The organism is Hydrogenivirga okinawensis (assembly GCF_055385515.1).
This window is the reverse complement of record NZ_AP042386.1, coordinates 445,286-467,405: the sequence shown is the minus strand read 5'-3', so window position 1 is coordinate 467,405 and position 22,120 is coordinate 445,286. Positions and strand designations below refer to the sequence as shown.

At 49.5% G+C, this 22,120-nt stretch carries 27 protein-coding genes; 17 read left to right on the top strand and 10 right to left on the bottom strand.

What is annotated here, in order from left to right; translation table 11 throughout:
- Positions 1-7 precede the first annotated feature (7 nt).
- Positions 8-514: a hypothetical protein gene (locus ACZ483_RS02720; RefSeq protein WP_464324642.1), complete on the top strand. Its 507-nt coding sequence runs from the start codon at positions 8-10 to the stop codon at positions 512-514.
- Here ACZ483_RS02720 and ACZ483_RS02715 read toward each other — a convergent pair.
- Both ACZ483_RS02715 and ACZ483_RS02710 read right to left on the bottom strand, forming a co-directional pair.
- Complete coding sequence (locus ACZ483_RS02715) at positions 511-1,062, bottom strand: septal ring lytic transglycosylase RlpA family protein (protein WP_464324641.1); 552 nt, start codon at positions 1,060-1,062, stop codon at positions 511-513. The genes ACZ483_RS02720 and ACZ483_RS02715 overlap by 4 nt on opposite strands.
- On the bottom strand, positions 1,059-1,733 hold the full coding sequence (locus ACZ483_RS02710) for a hypothetical protein (protein WP_464324640.1): 675 nt from the start codon (positions 1,731-1,733) through the stop codon (positions 1,059-1,061). Before ACZ483_RS02710 ends, ACZ483_RS02715 begins: the two co-directional genes overlap by 4 nt.
- Before the next feature lie 31 nt (positions 1,734-1,764).
- Here ACZ483_RS02710 and ACZ483_RS02705 point away from each other — a divergent pair, with 31 nt between their 5' ends.
- Genes ACZ483_RS02705 through ACZ483_RS02685 form a run of 5 tightly spaced genes read left to right on the top strand, consistent with a single transcriptional unit; the run spans position 1,765 to position 5,604 of the window.
- Complete coding sequence (locus ACZ483_RS02705) at positions 1,765-3,510, top strand: mechanosensitive ion channel family protein (protein ID WP_464324639.1); 1,746 nt, start codon at positions 1,765-1,767, stop codon at positions 3,508-3,510.
- Positions 3,458-3,901 carry a nucleoside deaminase gene (locus ACZ483_RS02700; protein WP_464324638.1) on the top strand — a complete coding sequence of 148 codons (444 nt, stop codon included), beginning with the start codon at positions 3,458-3,460 and terminating at the stop codon, positions 3,899-3,901. The genes ACZ483_RS02705 and ACZ483_RS02700 overlap by 53 nt, the downstream gene beginning before the upstream one ends.
- Positions 3,895-4,185, top strand: coding sequence for a DUF503 domain-containing protein (locus tag ACZ483_RS02695; RefSeq protein ID WP_464324637.1), 291 nt, complete (start codon positions 3,895-3,897; stop codon positions 4,183-4,185). The genes ACZ483_RS02700 and ACZ483_RS02695 overlap by 7 nt, the downstream gene beginning before the upstream one ends.
- A gap of 7 nt (positions 4,186-4,192) precedes the next feature.
- Positions 4,193-4,831, top strand: coding sequence for an MBL fold metallo-hydrolase (locus ACZ483_RS02690; protein WP_464324636.1), 639 nt, complete (start codon positions 4,193-4,195; stop codon positions 4,829-4,831).
- Entirely contained in the window at positions 4,828-5,604 is a 777-nt protein-coding gene (locus ACZ483_RS02685) for an ABC transporter ATP-binding protein (RefSeq protein WP_464324635.1), read from the top strand. The genes ACZ483_RS02690 and ACZ483_RS02685 overlap by 4 nt, the downstream gene beginning before the upstream one ends.
- A 20-nt stretch (positions 5,605-5,624) precedes the next feature.
- On the opposite strand, the gene ACZ483_RS02680 is transcribed toward ACZ483_RS02685, so the two are convergent.
- The 3 genes from ACZ483_RS02680 to exbB are packed head-to-tail and all read right to left on the bottom strand — an operon-like array spanning position 5,625 to position 7,190.
- Positions 5,625-6,335 carry an energy transducer TonB gene (locus ACZ483_RS02680; protein WP_464324634.1) on the bottom strand — a complete coding sequence of 237 codons (711 nt, stop codon included), beginning with the start codon at positions 6,333-6,335 and terminating at the stop codon, positions 5,625-5,627.
- Positions 6,336-6,394: 59 nt separating this feature from the next.
- On the bottom strand, positions 6,395-6,775 hold the full coding sequence (locus tag ACZ483_RS02675) for an ExbD/TolR family protein (RefSeq protein WP_464324633.1): 381 nt from the start codon (positions 6,773-6,775) through the stop codon (positions 6,395-6,397).
- Positions 6,756-7,190 (bottom strand): TonB-system energizer ExbB, encoded by a 435-nt coding sequence (gene exbB, locus ACZ483_RS02670; protein ID WP_464324632.1) that lies wholly within the window; start codon positions 7,188-7,190, stop codon positions 6,756-6,758. The genes ACZ483_RS02675 and exbB overlap by 20 nt, the downstream gene beginning before the upstream one ends.
- Positions 7,191-7,264: 74 nt before the next feature.
- Between exbB and ACZ483_RS02665 the strand changes: the two genes are divergently transcribed.
- The 3 genes from ACZ483_RS02665 to ACZ483_RS02655 all read left to right on the top strand — a co-directional run bounded on the left by ACZ483_RS02665 (position 7,265) and on the right by ACZ483_RS02655 (position 10,734).
- A complete protein-coding gene (locus ACZ483_RS02665; RefSeq protein WP_464324631.1) occupies positions 7,265-9,244 on the top strand; it encodes a TonB-dependent receptor in 1,980 nt (659 codons plus the stop codon).
- Between the two features lie 129 nt (positions 9,245-9,373).
- The gene (locus ACZ483_RS02660) at positions 9,374-10,132 is read left to right on the top strand and encodes an SDR family oxidoreductase (protein WP_464324630.1); all 759 of its coding nucleotides are present in this window, start codon (positions 9,374-9,376) and stop codon (positions 10,130-10,132) included.
- Positions 10,129-10,734, top strand: coding sequence for a 7-cyano-7-deazaguanine synthase (locus tag ACZ483_RS02655; protein ID WP_464324629.1), 606 nt, complete (start codon positions 10,129-10,131; stop codon positions 10,732-10,734). The genes ACZ483_RS02660 and ACZ483_RS02655 overlap by 4 nt, the downstream gene beginning before the upstream one ends.
- On the opposite strand, the gene ACZ483_RS02650 is transcribed toward ACZ483_RS02655, so the two are convergent.
- From ACZ483_RS02650 to ACZ483_RS02640, 3 genes are read right to left on the bottom strand one after another with little or no spacing between them, the layout of a single operon-like run.
- Positions 10,715-10,942, bottom strand: a complete 228-nt coding sequence (locus ACZ483_RS02650) for a DUF465 domain-containing protein (protein ID WP_464324628.1) — start codon at positions 10,940-10,942, stop codon at positions 10,715-10,717. The genes ACZ483_RS02655 and ACZ483_RS02650 overlap by 20 nt on opposite strands.
- The gene (locus tag ACZ483_RS02645) at positions 10,939-11,370 is read right to left on the bottom strand and encodes a hypothetical protein (protein ID WP_464324627.1); all 432 of its coding nucleotides are present in this window, start codon (positions 11,368-11,370) and stop codon (positions 10,939-10,941) included. The genes ACZ483_RS02650 and ACZ483_RS02645 overlap by 4 nt, the downstream gene beginning before the upstream one ends.
- The gene (locus ACZ483_RS02640; protein ID WP_464324626.1) at positions 11,328-12,629 is read right to left on the bottom strand and encodes an adenylosuccinate synthase; all 1,302 of its coding nucleotides are present in this window, start codon (positions 12,627-12,629) and stop codon (positions 11,328-11,330) included. Before ACZ483_RS02640 ends, ACZ483_RS02645 begins: the two co-directional genes overlap by 43 nt.
- Positions 12,630-12,672: 43 nt before the next feature.
- Here ACZ483_RS02640 and ACZ483_RS02635 point away from each other — a divergent pair, with 43 nt between their 5' ends.
- Complete coding sequence (locus ACZ483_RS02635; RefSeq protein WP_464324625.1) at positions 12,673-13,440, top strand: IclR family transcriptional regulator; 768 nt, start codon at positions 12,673-12,675, stop codon at positions 13,438-13,440.
- Here the strand turns inward: ACZ483_RS02635 and ACZ483_RS02630 are convergent.
- A complete protein-coding gene (locus tag ACZ483_RS02630) occupies positions 13,437-14,096 on the bottom strand; it encodes an IclR family transcriptional regulator (protein ID WP_464324624.1) in 660 nt (219 codons plus the stop codon). The genes ACZ483_RS02635 and ACZ483_RS02630 overlap by 4 nt on opposite strands.
- Before the next feature lie 106 nt (positions 14,097-14,202).
- On the opposite strand from ACZ483_RS02630, the gene ACZ483_RS02625 reads away from it, so the two are divergent.
- The 7 genes from ACZ483_RS02625 to tsaE are packed head-to-tail and all read left to right on the top strand — an operon-like array spanning position 14,203 to position 20,953.
- Positions 14,203-15,480 carry an NADP-dependent isocitrate dehydrogenase gene (locus ACZ483_RS02625; protein ID WP_464324623.1) on the top strand — a complete coding sequence of 426 codons (1,278 nt, stop codon included), beginning with the start codon at positions 14,203-14,205 and terminating at the stop codon, positions 15,478-15,480.
- Positions 15,481-15,483: 3 nt separating this feature from the next.
- A complete protein-coding gene (locus ACZ483_RS02620; RefSeq protein ID WP_464324622.1) occupies positions 15,484-16,101 on the top strand; it encodes a PDDEXK family nuclease in 618 nt (205 codons plus the stop codon).
- Between the two features lie 12 nt (positions 16,102-16,113).
- Positions 16,114-16,530: an OsmC family protein gene (locus tag ACZ483_RS02615; protein ID WP_464324621.1), complete on the top strand. Its 417-nt coding sequence runs from the start codon at positions 16,114-16,116 to the stop codon at positions 16,528-16,530.
- A gap of 9 nt (positions 16,531-16,539) precedes the next feature.
- A complete protein-coding gene (locus ACZ483_RS02610; RefSeq protein ID WP_464324620.1) occupies positions 16,540-17,163 on the top strand; it encodes a PDDEXK family nuclease in 624 nt (207 codons plus the stop codon).
- Positions 17,156-18,574, top strand: coding sequence for an acetyl-CoA carboxylase biotin carboxylase subunit (gene accC / locus ACZ483_RS02605; RefSeq protein ID WP_464324619.1), 1,419 nt, complete (start codon positions 17,156-17,158; stop codon positions 18,572-18,574). Before ACZ483_RS02610 ends, accC begins: the two co-directional genes overlap by 8 nt.
- A gap of 20 nt (positions 18,575-18,594) precedes the next feature.
- A complete protein-coding gene (locus tag ACZ483_RS02600; RefSeq protein WP_464324618.1) occupies positions 18,595-20,550 on the top strand; it encodes a pyruvate/oxaloacetate carboxyltransferase in 1,956 nt (651 codons plus the stop codon).
- 1 nt (position 20,551) lies between these two features.
- Entirely contained in the window at positions 20,552-20,953 is a 402-nt protein-coding gene (gene tsaE, locus ACZ483_RS02595; protein WP_464324617.1) for a tRNA (adenosine(37)-N6)-threonylcarbamoyltransferase complex ATPase subunit type 1 TsaE, read from the top strand.
- Here the strand turns inward: tsaE and ACZ483_RS02590 are convergent.
- Complete coding sequence (locus ACZ483_RS02590) at positions 20,931-22,010, bottom strand: J domain-containing protein (RefSeq protein WP_464324616.1); 1,080 nt, start codon at positions 22,008-22,010, stop codon at positions 20,931-20,933. The genes tsaE and ACZ483_RS02590 overlap by 23 nt on opposite strands.
- Positions 22,011-22,120 lie beyond the last annotated feature (110 nt).

The window sequence follows — 22,120 nt, the reverse complement described above, 5'->3', positions numbered from 1 at the left end:
ATATAGGATGGCGGATCTGATAATGATGTGGGGGGAGCTTGGCGGTGAGTCCTTCCTCCCCGAAAAGGTCTTCTGGCTCCTCAGCAAACCCCACCCCCACTGGGTAGAGACCACGAGGGACAATCTCAAGCTCGACTTCAAGGAGAGCGGCTTCCGGCAGTTCGTGGACACCTCTTCGAGGTACATAGTCACCGATGCCATGCTCATGTTCGGACTTCAGTTCTCGAGGAACACGGAGAAGCTAATCGAGACCCTCAACCCAGTACGCCTTATGGTGAGGATGAAGCCGGGGAGTTACCTTGGGATGAGCCACCACTTCTTAGGAGCACCCTTCGAAATAGAGCAGGACGACGTTCTGAGGGAATTCCTCAACTCGGCGAGGAGCATCTTAGAGGAGGAAGGCTTCGGGAGGGACGTTGTTGTAATATCCTTTAACCCCTTCCTTGAAGACGTTATAGTGGATAACCTTTCGAGGATAAAGGATCTCAACTACAAGTTCATGAGCTCCCTCTAAAAGGTGTCCGCTATGTCGAGTATTATCCTGTCATAGAACCTGACCACCGACTCCGGAGCAAGGCATTTGAGGGGTATAACCTGAACCATGGCTATCCCATCGAGCATCATACCGAGTCTGTAAGCGGCCGCCTGGGATAGGTCTATTATCCTCCCGTCCACGTAAGGTCCTCTGTCGTTTATCCTGACAATAACCACCCTTCCGTTCTCCTCGTTCCTGACGAGGACGTAGGTTCCGAGGGGAAGGGTCCTCGAGGCTGCGGTCAACTTAAATAGATCGTATATCTCGCCGTTGGCGGTCTTCCTTCCGTGGAACCTTCCACCGTACCAGGAGGCTACACCCCTCTCTACCCTGCACCTTTTCTTTACCTTTATACCGGGCGCCACCTCCCTGTACTCCTCATTAAGAAGCTCGGAGAGCATCCTCCTAAACTCCTTGAACTCGATGGGAGTTCTCCCCTCACCCTTTATCCTGAATTCGAACCTGAAATTTTCGCTCGAGAGAGCCAAACCTGCCACAAGAAGCATTAATAGTATTGTTCTACTCATGCCTCCAAGGGATAGTGGTAGGGTCTTATCTCCACCTCGCCCTGAGGTAGCTTAACAGGTCCCTTAACGAGCCTGTCCATAAGCTCTAACTTTCCCTCCAAGGTAGAGGTGTCTACACCGTATATCTTCCCAAGATCCTCTAAGTCGGGCGCTTCTCCTATCTTCTTGGCTATCTCCCTCGAGATCACGTAAGCCCTGCTGTCCACCTCGGGGAAGAGATCCTTTATGTAGGTGAGAACCTCGCTCGAGTAGACGACCACCCTCCTGTACCTCATCATCCTCTGGATCATCTCCTCCAAGTGGAGTTGATCGTGCTTGGAGATCCCTTCCTCCGTCTTTATCCCCGCTATGAGCTTCCCATCCTCGAACTGTGCGTGGTAAATTACGTAGGACTCTGGAACTGGCTCCCAACCCGTCTCCATCGCCGCCGTCAGGAAGGCTCCTACAGCTTCCTCTTTGGAAGGGAATATCGAGGTGAGCTTTTCGAACTCCTCATCGGGAACCTCTAAGAAAATTATGTACTCACCCTCATTCACCTTTTCCGAGCTGAGCTTTACGGGTAGCTCTCCCCAGTTCTCTATGAGGGAGTACTTCTCCGGGTAAGCCTCCTTCAAGAATTTATTTAAGTCCTTAATAGGTTTCTCCGAATGAACGAGCGTTTGAAGTTTCATCCTTTCCTCCAGATTTAAAATATATCCGAATATGATACAGAAATTCTTAGGGGAAACCCTCACCTCCTTGAGGCTCTTCCTCGTGGACGTTGGGGAGAACCTTAGGGAGGAGATCCTTTACCTCTCGATATTCAGCCTATCCTACCTGGCCATTGTAGCCCTCCTGAAGATGCTGCTTCACGGTAGGGACAAACGCATCCTGCTAATAACTAAGCTGGGAATCCTCCTGTTAGGCTACGCTCTAATCCATTTCATGTCCTTAAGGAAAACCGACGTAGACCTGCTACAGGTTTTCTTAGTAATCATCTACATGGACGTACTGCTCACTCTCTTTAAAGCCCTCGGTATGTTCTTAAGGTTGGGCAGATTCTCCTCAGCCTTGGGAAGGTTGTTGATCGTTTTGAGCGGTGTATTCCTTTTTTTTCAGAACCTATCACCTCCCCGGACGCTACCAGTGTATATCGTCGGTTTTAAACTGACCGTTGCCCTGCTTCTAACTGTTATTCTGATGAAGCTCTATTCGGCCTTAATCGACAGGACAGAGAAGCCCATAGTAAAGCGATTCCTTAGACGTGCCAGACCTTTCCTTCTGGTGCTTTACCTCGCTTTGACCCTTGCCTGGGTCTTCGGAGCGGTGAAGCTCTCCCAGACCTTCCTTATAAAGCTCTCCGCCCTGATAGGTACTCTCATAGCCTTCATAATGGTGCAGGTTTACACTCTTTCTAAACTCGAGGCTCTGCTGGGTGAAGACTTTAAACCTCTCAGAGAAGATCTGAGAAGGTTCCTGAGCCTGATACTCCTCTTCGTCCTCTACAGGGGTCTCGACATCCTCTTTAACCTTGATCCTATCCTGAACCTATTGAGGGAAATCCATCTGATAAATACGGAGCTCGTTAAGATCTCCGCCCTATCCATATTAGAGAGCCTATACGTCTTCTTCTTACTTTGGTATCTGACCGCCATCGTGAAGGATGGAGTGTATACCTACTACATAAAGGGGAATAGGGAAATAGAGGCGGGTTCCTTCAGGGCTCTGGTCTCCAACCTCGGTATCCTCCTCGCGGTGATCGTTGCGCTGATGAACTTGGGGCTCACTTGGAAGGTCATGGTTCCCGTTGCAGGAGCTCTGGGTATAGGTCTCGGCTTCGGTCTTCAGACTATATTCAACAACTATATCAGCGGATTTATTCTCTTGCTTAGCAAGAACATAAAGGTGGGAGATCTCGTGGAGATAGAGGGGAGCGTCGGGGAGACCCTCGGGAGGACGGCGGGGACCATATTCGGGAAGGTGGTGAACATAAACGTCCTGACGACCGTGATAAGAACCAACGACAACTTCGAGATAGCGATCCCCAACTCCGAGTTTATATCGGGGAGGATAGTGAACTACTCCCTGTCCGATCCCTACATAAGGGTGAGGATCCCCTTCGGAGTCTCCTATTCCTCCGATCCCAAGAAGGTGAAGGAGGTTCTCCTGAGGGTCGCTAAGGAGTCCGATCTCGTTCTTAAAGAGCCCCCTCCGAACGTCTGGTTCTACGAGATGGGGGACAGTGCTCTTATTTTCTACCTTCTCGTGTGGGTAGATATAAGGAAGTTCTGGAGGATGAAGGCTCTCAGGAGTGAGCTTTACTTTAGAGCTTGGGAGGAACTGAAGAAGGAGGGTATAGAGGTACCATTCCCTCAAAGAGACGTCTGGTTCAAGAACAAGCTTAGGATAGAGATCGATGAGAGAGGATTTCCTGAAAGAAGCCCTGGAGGAGGCAAGGAGAGCCCTTGAGCTTGGTGAAGTTCCCGTTGGGTGCGTTGTGGTTAAAGGAGATAGAATAATCTCGAGAGCCCACAACCTCGTTGAGACCTTGAAGGATCCTACTGCTCACGCCGAGATACTGGCCATCAGGGGGGCTTCCAAGGAACTGGGAGACTGGAGATTGAGAGACTGCTCCGTTTACGTAACCTTAGAGCCCTGTGTGATGTGCTCTTACGCCCTCGTCCTTGCGAGGGTTAAGGAGGTCGTCTTCGGTGCCCTCGATGAAAAACACGGCGGGGTCATGAGCCTTTACAACCTCCTTGACGATCCAAGGTTCAACCACAGGGTGAGGTGGATCTATCACCCCTTGGAGGAGTGCGGTAAATTATTAAGGGACTTCTTCAGAGAGAGAAGATGGTAGTGGGCGTCCTTCTTGTAGAGCTCTACTTTCCAGGTGCCAACTCCCTGAAGAGCAAGAGAAGGGAGCTGAGATCCATAAGGGACAGGATAAGGAGCAACTTCAACGTCTCCGTTTCAGAGGTGGACAATCAGGATCTCTGGCAGAGAGGGAGCTTAGGTATAGCGGTTGCCGGGAGTGACGTGGTTCCGGTTCAGGAACTCCTGGACAAGATAGGAGACTTCCTACAGAGAAACTGGGCTCATCTGCTCTTAGACCTCAGAAGTGAGATAATCAAGGTCTTATAATTTCTCTATGGGAATGGTGCTTGAGGTTCTGCCCGTCGGTCCCCTCTCGGTGAATTGCTCCGTGGTTGCGGATGAAAGAACAGGAAAGGCGATAATCGTCGATCCGGGAGCGGAGGCGGAGAAGATAATAGAGGTAGCAGAAAACTTCGAGGTGATCGCCATCGTAAACACCCACGGGCACATAGATCACGTGGGACAGGTGAGGAGGGTGAAGGAGCACTTTGGAGTCCCCTTTTACCTTCATCCCGAGGATGTTTATCTGATAGAGGACGAGATATGGGAAGGGTTTGCGAGCTACATAAAGGCTGAGCCCTGCCCACCTCCCGATAAGTACCTCGAGGACAATATGGAGATCTCAGTCGGAGACCTGAAGGTCAAGGTTATCCACACGCCGGGGCACACTCCAGGACTCTGCTGTCTTTACATAGAGGAGGAGAGAGTTCTCATAGCTGGGGATCTTCTGTTCAAGGGAAGCGTGGGGAGATGGGATCTGCCCGGCGGAGATCCCCAGAAGCTGAAGGAGTCCCTCAGGAAGGTGTTTACCGGGCTTCCCGATGATACCATAGTTGTCTGCGGGCACTACGAGGAGACTACAATAGGTCACGAGAGGCAGTTCAACCCCTACCTCCACGGGGGACTGCTATGAAGGAGGTGGTGAGGGTAGAGAACCTGTCCAAAGAGATAGAGGGAAGGAAGATCCTGAAGAACGTTTCCTTCGACGTGAGGGAGAAGGAGATCTTTTCCATAATAGGCGGGAGCGGGAGCGGGAAGACCTCCATCACGAAACATATAGTGGGTCTGTGGAAGCCTACATCGGGCAGGGTTAGGGTATTCGGTAAGGACGTGGCGAGCCTATCCCAAGCGGAACTTGACGAACTTAGAAAGGACATAGGCTACGTATTTCAGGAGGGGGCTCTCTTCGACAGCTTGAGGGTCTGGGAGAACGTGGGGTTTTACTTCTTAGAACACACCAACATGAGCAGGCGAGAAATAAGGGAGATAGCCCTGGAGAAGCTCAGACTTGTGGATCTCGACGAGGACGTTCTCGACCTTATGCCTTCGGAGCTTTCGGGAGGTATGAGGAAGAGGGTTTCCATAGCGAGGGCGATAGCCACAAATCCGAAGCTCATAATCTACGATGAGCCCACCTCGGGACTGGACCCTATCACGAGTAGGGTTATAGATAGGCTTATTCTACAGCTCAGGGAGAGAACGGGAACCACGGCGATAGTCGTAACCCACGATATGGTCTCGGCCTTTACGATCTCCGATAGGCTCCTTGTGCTCAAAAAAGGTGAGGTGGTTGCTATCGGCGGACCCGAGGAGGTCATAAACTCACCCGATCCCTTCATTCAGGAGTTCATAGGTAGCATGAAGGAGTGTTTAGTCCACCAGAACCCTAAATTTGCTGAGAGCTAATAGACCTGACTATACCGCAATTACTCCTCCAGCCTGTAAACAACAGGAATAACGACCACCACATCCTTAGAGGGCCTGGGGAAGTCCTTCGAGGCAAGCTTTATAACTTCCAGAGCGTTTTTATCCAGTACTTCAAATCCTGAACTCTTCTCTACGTCCGCCTCCCTTACCTCGCCCTCATGAGTCAGAACGAACCTCACCACAACGGTTCCCTCCCATCCCATCCTCCTCGCGATTACGGGATACGACAGATAGCTCTGAACTATCTCCCTTATCTTGTCGAGATTTTCCTCTTTATACTCCTCTCCGTAGCTCTCTTCCTCTTCAACATCTTCGTCTCCAATTCTTACAGGGAAGCCCTCTGGAAGGGAGTGAGATGGCAATGACTCTGATTTCTTGGCAACGGGCTCCGCCGGCTTTTCCAAAGTTCCCTTAGTCTCTGAGGATGTATCCCGGATATTTTCTTTTTCAATCTTTCTCTCCTCCTTCTTTGCTATATACTCAGCTTTTCCCTTCTGAGCAACAACCTTCTTCACAGGATCCTTTCTACTCACAGGCTTTTTGGACTTCTTTATAAGCTTTCTCTTAGCTCTTTTGAGCTTTCGAACGTTCTTTGCCTTAGTTGTTTTCTTAACCTTTTGTCTAACCTCCTTTTTCTTTATCTTTACAAAAGATATATCTATCCTGATATGCTCGCCCTTATAACTCCTCACCACCGGTTGAAACTCCACAAAGGCAAATATTAACAACGAGTGAAGCAAAATAGAGAGAATGAAAGCACGCACAAAACTCATTCCTTCCTCACCAGCATGCTCACGTTTTTAAAACCAAGTCCGTTCAGAACATCCATAACCTGAACGAAGCTCTCTATGCGAGCTCCTTTATCCGCTCTGAGATTAACAGGTGTGTTTCTGCCAACGGATCTGAGTTCCTCCCTGAGCTGTGCCAAGTGGACCTCCCTGCTTTCCAAGAAAATTCTTCCGTTCTCTTTTATGGTTATATCGATCGCGTGGTAAGTCTTCCTCTCCTCACCGCTCTTAGCGGAGGGAAGGTTCACGGGAATCTCTCCTTGAACAATGAAGGTCGCGGTCGTTAGAACTATCGTCAGCAGGACGAGCATTATGTCTACAAGTGGTATGACGTTGATATAATCAAACTCTCTCTCTTCCATTCTCCGCCTCCCAAAGAGCTAAGAGAACCTTCACCTTTCTCAGGAGCAGATTGTAAAAGACCACCGAGGGGATGGCGACTAAGAGACCCACAGCGGTAGCCTTAAGAGCGAGAGCAAGACCGACCATTATCTCCTTCGTATTTACGAAACCCTGAGAGCCTATCGTGTAAAAGGTGAGCATAATTCCCAGAACGGTTCCGAGGAGTCCGACGTAGGGAGCATTGGAGCCTATCGTGGCTATTACGTGGAGTCCTCTCGTGAGCTGAACTTCAAGCTCCTGCTTTGTCGCAAACTCCTGTAGCTTGACGCTTCTGAAGAACCACCATCTCTCGATAGCGATAGCCACCGAGACAACGCTCATGAGCAAAAGCATGCCTATAACACCGTAATCAACGAGCTCCTTTATACCCTCCATATTGTTAATTTTATGATAAATTTCACGTTAATTTCATGTTATAATTAACACAAATTTAACAGGGAGGTAGAGATATGAGAAAGACCCTCGTGCTGCTGACAGCTCCCCTGTCAATTTCCTTTGCTCAGGAACTCGTCCTTGAAAAGGTAGAGGTGAAGGCAAAGAAGGAGGTTCTAACCCAGCAGGAGGTTCGTGAAAGCTTTGCCAAGGACCCGGGAGAGGCTCTGTCCAAGATGGAAGGCGTATGGAAGCTCAGGAAGGGAGGTATAGCCAACGACGTGATAATAAGGGGATTTTCGGGAAGGAATCTGAACGTTCTCTTTGACGGAGCAAGGATCTACAACGCCTGCCCTAACAGGATGGATCCGCCCATATTCCACATAGACTTCGCCGAGGTGGAGAGCATAGAGGTCATAAAGGGAGCCTTTGATGTTAGGAACTACGGAAGCCTTGGAGGAACGGTAAACGTTAGGACTATGAAGCCCAAGAGGGGATTCCACGGAAAGTTCAACGTGGGTGTAGGTTCCTTCTCTTACTTCAATCCCTCCTTTAACCTATCCTACGCCACGGATAAGGTTTACGGGCTTGCAGGATACTCATACAGATACTCAAAACCCTACAAGACAGGAGAGGGGAAGAGGTTTACGGAGTATCCTACGGGGATGAACGCTTACAAGGACTCCGAGAAGAATTCGACCGCCTTCAGCATAAACACCGCCTGGGCAAAGTTTGGCTTTAAGCTCTCCAAGGATTCAGCGATAGAACTCTCCTACACAGCTCAGAGGGCAAGAGACGTTCTATATCCATATCTGATGATGGACTCGCCTAAGGACGACGCAGACAGACTCAACCTAAAACTTAAGTGGGCTTCACTCAAGGTTACGGCCTATTACTCCAACGTTGACCATCTCATGAACAACTCGAAGAGAGTCAATTCCACCTTTATGGAGACCGACGCCAAGTCTAAAATTTATGGAACGAGGGTGGAGTATGAGCTTAAGAACTTTACGGTCGGGCTGGAAGCATTCGTATGGAACTGGAAAGCTAAGACGAAGATGGGTATGATGGCACCCCAGAACACCATACCAGATGTGGATACCACAGACCTTGGAGTGTTCGGAGAGTATAGAAAGAAGGTAGGTGAGAATCTAAAGTTCGTTGCGGGACTAAGGATAGACACGACTGAAACCAAAGCAGATAAAAGTAAAGCAAACACCGATCTTTACTACGCTTACCACGACACACGCGACACCTCCGAAAGGGATACCTACCCCTCTGGAAACGCCCAGCTCTTTTACTCTTTGAACAAAGAAGTGGAACTATTCGCTGGTGTCGGCTACTCCGTCAGGGTTCCCGACGCTCAGGAGAGATACTTTGCCCTTGACAGAATGATGAGTCAGCCCGACTGGGTTGGAAATCCAAAGCTCAAACCCTCAAAGAACACGGAGATAGACGTAGGAGTTAAAGTAAAGAGTCCGAAACTGAACCTTCGCGTCACGCTCTTTTACAGCTTCGTTAAAGACTACATAACTGTTTACGACCAAAGAGAGATACACGATATAGTCTCCGGGGACAGAGCCCGTTCCTACACTAACGTTGACGCCCAGCTTTACGGCGGTGAAGCGAAGGCCACCCTCGCTATTACGGAAACCCTCTTCCTCGACGGAGGATTATCTTATGTGAGAGGCAAAAAGGATACCGATCCGGCTAAGGGAATAACCGACGAAGACATAGCCGAGATACCTCCTCTCAAAGGAAGGCTCGCCCTTAGATACGACACGGGAGTTTACTTTGGCGAGATTGAAACCGTGGCTCAGGCTACTCAGGATAAGGTTGACAGCGACCTCGGAGAAACCAAAACCTCGGGATGGGCTATCGTGAATCTGAAAGCAGGAGGCGAGTACAAGAACCTCCGCTTAACCGCAGGAGTGGAAAATCTATTCGATAAGTTCTACTACGAGCACCTCTCCTACCTGAGGGATCCTTTCTCTACAGGAACCAAAGTTCCCGAGCCGGGAAGGAGCTTCTATCTGAACGTGAGCTATCGGTTTTAGATCGATGTTAAAAATACCGCCCCTTGGGCGGTCCCCTTCTATATTAGAACTGTAAGATTTACCCTTAGCTAACTTACCGAATATAGGGAAGCCCGGTGAGTGTAAAATTTCCCTTCAAGATCGGGAAGAATGGGAAAGGTAGCTCTGATAACGGGAACAAGGAGGATAGGTCAGAGGATAGCCCTTGAGCTTCTTGAAAACGGCTACGACCTGTCCGTTGTTTATAGAAGCTCAGAGAGTTCTGTTAAGGTGATCTCAGAGGAAGGAAAGAAGAGAGGAAGAAAGGTTCTGCTTATAAGGGAGGATCTGAGCGATCCGGAGAGCTACAAAAGGATAATAGAGGAAACGGTGGAAGTTCTGGAAAGGATAGACGCCTTCCTCCATCTCGCCTCTCCCTACAACAGAACTCCAATAGAGGGATTGAATAGAGAAGAGCTCTACGAACACTTTATTCCGATCGCAGAAGCCTTCCTGTTTCTTTCCAAGCTCTCTTACAGGGAGATGATGAAAAACAAAGGAGAGGTCAAGGGCAGGATAGTAGCCTTCGGAGACTGGGCGGTCGAGCACACACCCTACAGGGGGTACTCCGCCTACTTCATAGCCAAGGGAGCTCTGCACACCGCCGTGAAGGTTCTCGCAAAGGAGTTCGCTCCTCATGTCCTCGTGAACTGCGTAGCACCGGGACCTGTTATTAGACCGGAGGACATGGATCCAGACTCCTGGAGGAGAATACTTAGCAGAACTCCCCTGAAGAGGGAGGTTTCTTTAGAGGACATAGCCTCTCTTACTCTCTTCTTCTTGAAAACTGAGAGCGTAACGGGAGAGATAGTTAAGGTAGATTCGGGAAGACACATAGCGGGATCCGGGCTCGGGAGCGTGGAAGGGTGAGAAGGATAGCCGTTCTATACAGCTCCGGCGTGGAGAGCGCCTCTCTGACGGTTTACTACTTGGAGAGGGGTTTTCTCATCTATCCTCTCTACGTCCGCTCAGGGCTTCCGTGGGAAAAGGTGGAAAGAAAGTGGGCTATGAGGCTCTGGTCCTATCTGAGGAGGAAGTACAGGAGGATAGCTCCTTTTAAAACTCTCTTCGTCAGAGGACTCAGACCGGGGGGAGGTATAGAGATACCCCTGCGCAACCTCGTCCTCGGAACCGTAACCGCCTTAGAGTCTTTCAGGAAGGATATAAGAGCCTTGGCGGTAGGGAGTCTCGGCATATACCCTTTCCCCGACAACAACAGGGAGTACTTCGACAAACTTGAAGAGCTCATAAGGAAGGGGGCGAAGGGAGAGTTCAGGATAGAAACTCCCTTCATGGGTTTGGAGAAGTGGGAGGTGATAAAAAAGTTTTACGGAAGGCTTAGGTACGATCTTACCTTCTCCTGCGTAAGACCTGTAGGGGAACTCCACTGCGGGAGGTGCGAGAAGTGTCTCGAAAGAAAGGAAGGTTTTAAACTCGCCGGTGTAGAAGATCCTACTGCTTACTACTTTTGAGAGCCTCCTGTATCTTCCTCTCCATTAGATCCTTGTAGTAAAGCTTTTCCTTCTTCAACTTCTCTATCTCAAGCTCGAGGTCGTGGGTCATCGGATGGTGCCTCTCTAACTTTGCTATATCCTTATCGAGCTCATCGTGCTTGTCCTTCCACTCCCTGAACTGAGGATCTTCCTCGTAGAGCCTCTTTATAACCTCTTCTCTGTTCATATCACGTCTCCCTTCCTCGGTCTGAATAATATTAAACCACATAAGGATATTAGGTAGCCGAGGGTGAGAACGGAGAGGTTGCCGGCGAAGATGTAGAAGAGAAAGCCTATCCCGAAGGGTATGCAGATAAGAACGTAGCTCCAGAAGTACCGCCTGACGGCGGTGTAACTCCAGTACTCCTCCGACATCCTGACGGGAAGCATCTTCTTTCTCACCAAGAAAGATACGAGGTAGGCGATCGCTCCGGTGGTTATCTGGATCGTGTAGGTGTAAAGAACGAGCTTGGGTGAGACCGGAAGGGAAAAGAACTTATAAAGCAGAAGACTGACCAGGAAAAGGACGGTAATGGATATTACGAAGGCTAAGTTAAACTGCTTCGCTCTCTTTATAAAGAGCTCACCTTTATCCTGTGGGGTTCTCTGAGCCATACAAACTCTTCCCTTCTGGGACCGGTGGAGAGCATTATAACAGGCACTCCGACGAACTCCTCAACGAACCTGATGTAAGCTATCGCGTTGGGAGGAAGATCCTTTATATCCTTCGCTCCCTTGGTGTCCTTGAGCCATCCCTTCAGAGTTCTGTATATAGGCCTGCAGTTTTCTAAAACTTTCAGGGAGGCGGGGAAGTGCTCTATCTTCTCTCCCTCGTACTCGTAGGCCACACAGACCTTTATCTCCTCAAAGCTATCGAGGACGTCCAACTTGGTCAGTATAAGTCCGTCGAATCCGTTCACGTCCACCGCGTACTTCAGAGCCACAAGATCGAGCCATCCGCACCTTCTCGGTCTTCCTGTTGTGGAGCCGTACTCTCCGCCTAAATCCCTCAGACGATCGCCCTCCTCGCCCCTAAGCTCCGTCGGGAAGGGACCTCCCCCCACACGTGTAGTGTAAGCCTTAGCCACTCCCAAGAGGTAAGCGTCGGAGAAGAACTTAGGCGATAGCCCCGTCCCGTTGGAGAGTCCGAGCGCGGAGGAGTTGGATGAGGTAACGTAGGGGTAGGTTCCCATATCGACGTCAAGCATAGTTCCCTGAGCACCTTCGAAAAGCATGCTCTTATCGAACCTCAAAAGTAGCTGGGAAACGTCGGTAATATGTTCTTTATACTTCTCGTAGAGTCTCAACGTTTCCTCAAAGATCTGATCCACGTCGAGGTCGTGGTTTTCACAGAAGACCTTCTCACAGATATCCTTAACGAAGGCTACGTTCTCCTCTATCAGAGAGTAGAGTCTCCTCTCGTCGTCGAGGTCAGCGAGCCTGACCCCTTTTCTTCCGAACTTGAACATATAAGCGGGTCCTATCCCCCTCAGTGTCGTCCCTATTCCCCTCTGTCTTTCAAAGAGCCTGTCAAGGAGCTTGTGGTAAGGCATGACAAGATGGGCTCTGTCGCTTATGAAGAGCCGCCCCTCGTAGGGTATTCCCCTATCCCTTAGATTTTCGAGTTCTTCGTCGAGAACCTCGAGATCTACTACCATACCTTGGGCTATCACACCTATGACGTGGGTGTGGAGTATCCCCGTAGGGAGGAGGTGAAGGATGAACTTCTCGCCGTTCACTATAACCGTGTGTCCTGCGTTACTGCCTCCCTGATACCTTACGGTGACCTCGTAGTTTTCTGACAGGAGATCTACTATCTTACCCTTTCCTTCGTCACCCCACTGGGCACCGAGGATAACCAGCTTTCTGTCCATAGAAGTGCTCCGAACTTCTAATTGTATAATATGGAGCGGAAAGATGCACAGGGATAAGAGCTTCTATCTAATCCAAAGCGTTGACTACGCCCTAAAGATCCTCTTCATGGTTGAGAAGGAGCCAAGGAGTGTTCAGGAGATAGTAAAGGAGACGGGTCTAAAACCCGAGAGGGTGGAAAGGATCCTGGAAATATTCGTCGATAGAGAATGGCTCAGCTACCACGAGGAGTCGGGAAAGTACATGCTCGGCGTAAAGTGTTTCGAGCTCGAGAGAGCTTACTTCCACCACCTCGATATAAGAAACCTCGCCAGACCTATCCTTAGAGACGTGGTGGAGAGGATAAGGGAAAACGCCTACCTGACTACGAGGATAGGCTACGAGGTCCTTTACATAGAGAAGCAGGAGGTAGAGAAGGAGGTAGGTATACTCTCGAGGTTCGGCAGGGTTCTCCCTATGTACGCCTCAGCCTCAGGAAAGATATTTTTGGCTTACTTCGACGAGAGGGAGGTTGAGGATTACTTCAAGAAGGTGAGGTGGATAAGGTACACGGAGAGGACGAAAACCCCCGAGGAGGTTAAGGAGGAGCTACCGCTCATAAAGGAGAGGGGGTTTTCCGTGAACCTTGGAGAGTACGAGGAGGATGTGGTGAGTATTGCCGCTCCTGTGTTCGACTACGCTGGAAAGGTAAACTACACGATAAGCGTGGTCGCTCCGGCTTACAGAGTTCCCAAAGAGCTTCTGGTGAGCAAGTTTAAGGATACGATAGTGGAGGCGGCTAAAGAGCTTTCCAAAAGGCTTGGCAAGATCTAATCCCAGTATCCGAGTTTCAGAGATATATCTAAGGCTGCATCTTCGAGGATCGGTTTTACTTCCTTGTCTATAACACCTACGGGCATCCTGTAGAGAGGTGCGAGGACTTCCACGGCACCTATCGGTCTTCCCTTGTAATCCCTTATTACGCAGGCACCTCCAGATATCCCTATCTTCTCATCGTGCTCATGGTCGAAGACGAATCCTGCCTCTCCCCTGAGGGCTCTCTTAATAGCCTTGGCAGAGGAGACGGAACTGTTTATGCCATATCTCCTCCCAAGTCTCGTCTTCACCTTAACTGGCTTTATGGTTTCCTCCGAAGCGACGTATATAACGAACTGCTGCTTCTCATCGAGCATGGCGAGATTAACGGTCTCCCCCAACCTGAACCTTATGTTCTTGAGAACCGGTGTCGATAGCTTTGTGAGCGGATGCTTGTGAATAAAGCCGTATCCGAGGATAACACAACCGGTCGAGAGCTTGTACTTATCCGTTTCATCCTCCTTCTCCACAAGCCTATGCTCCTCAAGGGCGACGAGTATTCTGAAGACGTTGTTCTTGTTAAGGTTGAGATCATTGCTTATTTCCGTAACTCCCGCAGCTCCCTTTTCCATCATGTAGTCGAGAACGTCGAGGGTCTTATGGAGTGCCTTCATGGAACCTCTATTTTACCACTCTAACAGACCTAAAACATCGTTTTAAAAAATCTTGACATAGGAAAGGAAGCCACATAAAATTTTTACACCTTTTCAGGAGGAAAGCATGCAGGTGATAAGAGAGGAGAACGTCTACCCATGGGAAGGAAAGGCGAGGATTCCCGAGGACGGAGAGTTCATAAAGCTCAATCCTGATAAGACCATAAGCGTTCCCGACAAACCCATAATCCCGTATATCGAAGGAGACGGAATAGGACCTGAGATAACGCCCGCCATGATACGTGTGGTGAACGCCGCCGTTGAGAAAACTTACGGCGGAAGCAGAAAAATAATGTGGGTAGAGGCTCTTGCCGGGGATAAAGCGGAGGAGAAAACGGGTGAGAGACTTCCTAAAGAAACCCTCGACGTTTTAAAGGAAGCTGTTGTAAGCATAAAGGGACCCCTCGGAACTCCCGTGGGTAAAGGAGTCAGATCTATAAACTCCGCTCTGAGGCGTGCCTTTGACTTCTACTCCGCGGTACGTCCCGTTTACTGGATGGGACAGCCCACTCCTATACCCGAACCTGAAAGGGTTGACGTGGTCGTCTTCAGAGAGAACACCGACGACGTTTACGCAGGCATTGAGTTCTTTTCGGGAACCGAAGAGGCTAAGAAAGCAAGAGAGTTCCTTATAAAAGAGATGGGAGCGAAGGAGGAAGGCTTTCCCGAAGATGTGGGTATAACGGTAAAGCCCATGAGCGAGTTCAAGACCAAGAGACACGTGAGGAAGGCTCTCAGATACGCTCTCGAGAACGGAAGGAAGAACGTCGCCGTGATAGGAAAGGGGAACATAATGAAGGCTACCGAAGGAGCTTTTATAAACTGGGCGTTCGAGGTTGCTGAAGAACCGGAGTTTAAGGACAGGGTGGTAACGGATCAGGAAGCAGAGCCGGGAGAGGGACAGGTCAAGCTCACAAAGGTCATAACCGACCAGATGCTCATGCAACTCGTCCTTAGACCAGATGCCTGGGACGTGGTAATAGCTCAGAACCTGAATGGAGACTATGTTTCCGATCTTGCTGCAGCGCTGATAGGAGGTCCTGGCTTTGTTCCCTCCGGAAACATAGGGGACGGATACGCGCTCTTCGAGAGCACCCATGGGACCGCCTGGGACATCGCCGGTAAGGGAATAGCCAACCCTCTCTCCATAACCCTCTCCGGTGCCATGATGTTAGAGTACCTCGGCTGGAAGGAAGCTGCCCAGAAGATCTATGATGCGGTGAGGAGAACCTTCGAGGACAGAGTGGGAACCCCCGATATAGCGGCAGGTTTCAGAAAGAGGGGGGAGGAGGCAAAAGAGGTTTCCACCACAGAGTACGCCGAGGAGATAATTAAGAGGATGTAAATTATGGTTATGGGTGTGGCTACTCCTAAGAAGCTATCTCCGGAGGAGAGGAAGAGGCTTTTGAAAGTCTTAGTCTATGAGAGGACTAAGTCGGGGAAGGTTATCTATTACAGAGACTATAAAAAAGTCCTTAAGGGGGAGAAGTCACCGGAGGAGGTTATGGGAAGCGGTGAACTGCAGTCTATACTCCTTGCGCTGTTGATTTCTTTCCTGAAGCTTAACCTCGGAAAGGACTTCATAATTTCTGGTGGAGAACTCGGTTTCTTCATCGGTCCTAAGAGATACAGAAGCTTGGATATAGCTATATTTAAAAAGAGCGACCTGACTCAACCTTCGGATAAGTACACACGGATACCACCTTTAGTGGTTATAGAGATAGACACTAAGGCGGATCTATCAAAATATGGAAGCTTTGAAGAGTATATGCTTGAAAAAACGCAGGAACTTCTGGACGCAGGAGTGGAGAAGGTCATCTGGTTCATAACGAGGGTTAAAAAGGTAATGGTCGCTGAAAAGGGTAAAGACTGGATAACTAAGGACTGGGACTCTGATATAGAGGTTCTAAAAGGTGTGAAGTTGAACCTTTATAAACTCCTCAAAGAGGAAGGAATAAAAATCTGAAGGAGGTCTTGGATGAAAATTAAGGTCAAGCAGAAGGAAGACTTTCACTTCGTAGGTGTAGGTCCTGCAGGGAGAGAGGTTCCCATCGATGCAGCCGATTACGTCGGCGGGAAAGGAAGAGGTATAAGACCGCCGGAACTCCTCTTCCACTCAATAGCGGGGTGTGTGGGAATTCATCTCTACGAGGCTCTACACAAGGAAGGAAAGCACGTTGAAGATATTGAGATAGAGACTGACGCCGACAGGAAGACGGAAGGCTATCCGAAGGTCTTCCTTAAGATATATCTGAACGTGAAGGTAAAGGGAAACGTAAGCGAGGAGGACGTTAAGAAGGCTTTAGATAAAACTATCTACGATCCGGGAACTTGTTCCATAGCTTACATGATCAATAAGGTTGCGCCTATTGAATATAAGATAGAGCTTGTTTAAGGTGGAGCTATGGTAAAGACGGCGGAGAAGAGGAAGCTTTCTAAGGAGGAGAGAAGGAACCTCCTGAAGATACTAACCTACGAAAAGGTAAACGGAAAACCTATCTACTACAGAGGCTACGAAAAGGTTCTAAAAGGTGAACTCCCGCCTAAGGCTGTCATGGGAAGTAGTGATCTACGGGCTTACATAGTTGCGGTTTTGGTAGCCTATCTCTTCTCAAAGCTTGATGAGAGCAAGTACATAGTTACAACCAACGAGATAGGCTTTTTCACATCGGAAGATAGCTTCAGGCTTTTAGATATTGCGGTATTTGAAAGGAAAAACTTTAAGTCCAGTGGAAGTTACACGAAAATACCTCCGAAGGTAGTTATAGAGATTGACACAAAGGCGGACTTAGGAAACTACGCCTCCGCAGAAGATTACGCCCTTGAAAAGACGCAGGATCTACTAAATGCAGGGGTTGAGAAGGTTGTATGGATCTTTACCAAACCTAAGAAAGTAATGGTTGCGGAAAAGGGGAAGAGGCAGTGGATAGTTCAGAACTGGGACGATGAGGTTGAAATTATGAAGGGAATAAAGTTGAATATTGAAGAACTTCTGAGCAAACACTCTACGGAGGTATCTGATGTTTAAAAAGCTCCTTGTAGCCAACAGAGGAGAGATAGCCTGCAGGATAATCAGAGCTGCCAAAGAGCTTGGAATACAGACGGTAGCCATATACAACGAGATAGAGTCAACGGCACGCCACGTGAAGATGGCGGACGAAGCCTACATGATAGGGGTGGATCCGCTGGACACTTACCTCAACAAGCAGAGGATAATAGACCTCGCTTTGGAGGTTGGTGCCGACGCCATACACCCCGGATACGGGTTCTTAGCTGAAAACGCCGAGTTTGCAAGGATGTGTGAGGAAGCGGGGATAACCTTTGTGGGTCCTCCGTGGCAGGTCATAGAGCTGATGGGTGATAAGGCGCGTTCCAAGGAGGTTATGAAGAAGGCGGGAGTCCCGGTAGTCCCCGGTTCGGACGGAGTCCTTAAAGACGTGGAAGAGGCTAAGGCTCTTGCGAAGGAGATAGGTTATCCTGTTCTTTTAAAGGCTACCGCAGGCGGTGGGGGAAGGGGAATAAGGATATGTAGGAACGAGGAGGAGCTGGTAAAGAACTACGAGAGCGCTCAGAGCGAAGCTCAGAAAGCCTTCGGATGCGGAGACCTTCTCTTAGAGAAATTTATAGAGAACCCTAAGCACATAGAGTTTCAGGTTCTCGGGGACAAGTACGGAAACGTCATACACCTCGGAGAGAGGGACTGCTCCATCCAGAGGAGGAACCAGAAGCTGGTTGAGATAGCTCCCTCTCTACTTCTGACTCCCGAAAAGAGGGAGTACTACGGGAACATCGTGGCGAAGGCTGCCAAAGAGATAGGCTACTACAACGCCGGAACGATGGAGTTTATAGCCGACCAGGAAGGTAACCTTTACTTCATAGAGATGAATACCCGTATCCAGGTAGAGCACCCCGTTACCGAGATGGTTACGGGAATTGACATCGTAAAGTGGCAACTAAGGATTGCCGCCGGAGAAAAGCTGAAGTACAAGCAGGAGGACGTTGAGTTCAAGGGGTACTCCATAGAATGCAGGATAAACGCCGAAGATCCCAAAAACAACTTCGCTCCTTCTGTGGGTATGATAGAGAGGTACTACGTCCCCGGCGGGTTCGGCATAAGGGTGGAGCACGCTGCATCGCGAGGATTTGAGGTAACGCCCTACTACGACTCCATGATAGCCAAGCTTATAGTCTGGGCGCCCGAATGGGAGATAGCGGTGGACAGGATGAAGGCGGCCTTAGAGACATACGAAATAACGGGTGTAAAAACAACCATACCTCTCCTAATAGAGATAATGAAGGAGCCTGACTTCAGAGCTGGAAAGTTCACCACGAAGTATTTAGAGGAGCATCCTCAGGTCTTCGATTACAAGGAGCACAGGGATAAGGAGGACTTCGTTGCCTTCCTCTCGGCTGTAATAGCCTCTTACCATGGACTTTAAAAATTTAAGGAGGTGGTTTGATGATTGAGGTTGTAGAGGAAATCAGAGAGAAGATGAAGGAATTCGAGAAGAAGGGGGTTAAGAAGAAAATACATATATCCGACCTAACACCGAGGGACGGACAGCAGTGTAAGCTTGCAACGAGAGTGAGAACGGACGACCTGCTGCCCCTCTGTGAGAAACTCGACAAATGCGGTTTCTACGCCGTTGAGGTCTGGGGAGGAGCAACCTACGACGTCTGCCTCAGATACCTGAAGGAAGATCCGTGGGAGAGGCTCAGAAGGATAAAGGAGGTGATGCCCAACACCAAGCTCCAGATGCTCTTCAGGGGACAGAATATAGTGGGATACAGACCCCGTTCCGACAAGACCGTTAAGAAGTTCGTTGAGAAGGCTATAAAGAACGGGATAACCGTATTTAGGGTCTTCGACTCCCTGAACGACAACAGGAACATAGAGGTGGCGGTCAAAGCCATTAAGGAGTTCGGCGGTGAGGTTCACGCAGAGATAAGCTATACCCGTTCCCCTGTCCACACCTACGAGAGGTGGATGGAGTATGCGAGGGAGCTCGCCGAGATGGAACCCGACTGGATATCCTTCAAGGACGCTACGGGAATAATGCCTCCCTTCGAGTGCTACCAGATCATAAAGGGAATAAAGGAGGCCACCGAAGGTAAGATACCTGTTCTCCTCCACAACCATGACATGAGCGGTATGGCTACCATCAACCACATGATGGCGGTTCTTGCGGGTGTGGATATGCTCGACACCGTTCTCTCCCCCTTAGCCTTCGGATCCTCCCACCCCGCTACAGAGACCATAGTTGCCGCCCTTCAGGATACACCCTTTGACACGGGGCTCGACCTTGCCAAGATAGCGGAAGCGGCAGAAGAAGCCAAGAAGATAAAGAAGAAGTACAAGAAGTACGAGACCGAGTACGCGGGCGTGAACGCTCAGGTTCTTATCCACAAGATACCCGGCGGAATGATATCCAACATGGTCGCCCAGCTCATGGAGGCGAACGCTCTGGACAAAATAGAGGAGGCTCTCGCCGAGGTTCCCAACGTCGAAAAGGATCTCGGCTATCCTCCGCTCCTCACACCTTCCTCTCAGATCGTCGGAGTTCAGGCGGTTCTCAACGTCATAACGGGAGAGAGGTATAAGACCATAACCAAAGAGGTCAGGGACTACGTAGAAGGAAAGTACGGAAAGCCACCGGGACCCCTCTCCAAGGAGCTCGTAGAGAAGATCTTAGGACCCGGAAAGGAGCCCGACTTCTCCATAAGACCGGGAGACCTCGCCGACCAGCAGGAGTGGGATAAGGCGGAGGAAGAGCTCAGGAAACTCCTCGGCAGAGATCCGACGGACGAGGAGATACTCCTCTACATCCTCTTCCCCATGCAGGCTAAGGAGTTTCTCACCCTAAGGGAGAAGGGAGAGCTTCACCCCGAACCCGTGGAGGAGCTTCCTGAAATCGCGGAAACGGAAGCAGGAAAGGTCGTCGGTGCCGCACCGGTGGAGTTCGAAGTTGTTTATCACGGTGATAAGTTTAAGGTAAAGGTTGAAGGAGTATCCCTCGAGGAAGAGCCCGGAAAGCCGAGGAAGTACTACGTCAGAGTTGATGGAAGACTCGAAGAGATTCAGCTCTTCCCTCAAAAGGAAGCTATCCCAGCTCAGGGTGGAACCGCAACCACAACCGCCGCCGTAGCTGAAGGTGGTATCCCGAAAGCAACGGAACCCGGGGACGTTACACCTCCCATGCCCGGAAAGGTGGCGAAGATCCTCGTTGAGGAGGGTCAACCCGTTGAGCAGGGTCAGACTGTGGCAATAGTGGAAGCTATGAAGATGGAGAACGAGATCCACGCACCAATAGACGGGATAGTTAAGCAGATCTTCGCCAAGGTGGGCGATCAGGTAAACCCCGACGAAGCTATACTAAGAATAGTTCCCCACAAAGAAGACAACAGCTATCAGTAATTTGGAGGAGTACATAGTTAGAAGCCCCGAGGAGATGGAAGACCTCGGGGTGTCCCTTGCAAAAAGGCTCAGAGGTAAGGAGGTTATCTGCCTCAAAGGTGAGCTGGGAGCTGGCAAAACAACCTTTGTAAAGGGACTCGCAAGAGGTTTGGGTATAAAGGAAGGATTTCAAGTAAGGAGTCCAACCTTCACTATAGTGAATGAATATCCCACTGAAAAGGGGAGGTTGATACATATTGACCTTTACCGAGCGAGAGACTTTGACTGGAGTGAGTTTGTAGGTGAAGGCGTGGTGGTGGTGGAATGGGGTAATGGAGAGAATTGTGATCTCTTGGTAAACATAGAGATAACAGGAGAATACGAAAGGGTGGTAAAGATATTCAAGAGGACATCCAGCCCCTGAAGCGCTCTATCATACCCTCCTTCCTTTCGACTCCTTCCTCTCCCAGCTCTCTGGCGAGTTTTTCTATCAACTTCCTTTGCTTTCCGCTCAGGTTTTTAGGAACTTCTATCCTGAAGTTTATTATTAGGTTACCCCTACTCCCGTTATGAGGGAAGCCTTTTCCCGGAATAGTCTTGGTTGAACCACACTCTGTTCCTGGTTGGACAAAGATCTCCATCTCCTCACCTTCCAAGGTTGGCACCTTTGTCGTTCCTCCGAGAACGGCGAGAGGGTAGCTTATGAGTTTCTCCATTATGAGATCGTTGTTCACCTTTTTAAATATCGGGTGTTCTTTGAGAAAGACTCTGAGGTAGAGATCTCCGGGTTTTCCGCCATTTATCCCGAAGTGTCCCTTTTCGGGAACTTTTAGGACATCTCCCTCATCGGTCTCAGGGGGAACGTTAACCTTTATCTTCGCGTGGGTCGTTACCCTTCCTCTTCCGAAACAGGTAGGACACGGATTCTTAATTATGAATCCTTTTCCTCTGCACACGGAACAGGGTCTTGGAAAGCTAAATATACCGCTTACCCTCCTTCCCTTTCCCTCACAGGCGTGGCACACCACTGTCTCCGCCTTCCCCCTTACACCCTTCCCTTCGCAGTCCGGACAATCTATCCACCTTTCGTATTCAATCTCTTTCTCTGTTCCGAAGGCAGCTTCTTCTAAGGATAAGTAAAGCTTGAGCCTTATGTCCTGTCCCTTCTTAGGTCTTTTGGCTTTCTCCCTCTCTCCCTTGATTATGCTCTCTATAAACTCCTGAATGTACTCCATAAAGTCTCTGAACTTGCTCTCATCCCCGCTCCTGAGTATCCTGTCGTACTCTTCCCTCTTCTCATCGTCCGAGAGAACATGGTAAGCCTCGTTTATTTCCTTGAATTTATCTTCAGCCTCTGGGTCTGGATTTCTGTCCGGGTGGTAAAGACGGGCAAGCCTTCGGTATGCCTTCTTTATCTCCTCCTTGGAGGCATTCTTTTCAACGCCGAGGATCTTGTAGTAATCCTTTATAGCCGATCTCATTTTCTATATCTTAAGACAAAAGATACCTGCTGTCAGTTGGGAAAGGCGGACTTCTCTCTTTCCTTAGGGCATTGCAAGAGGTCCGATTGAAATCCTTGATTTTCAAGGGG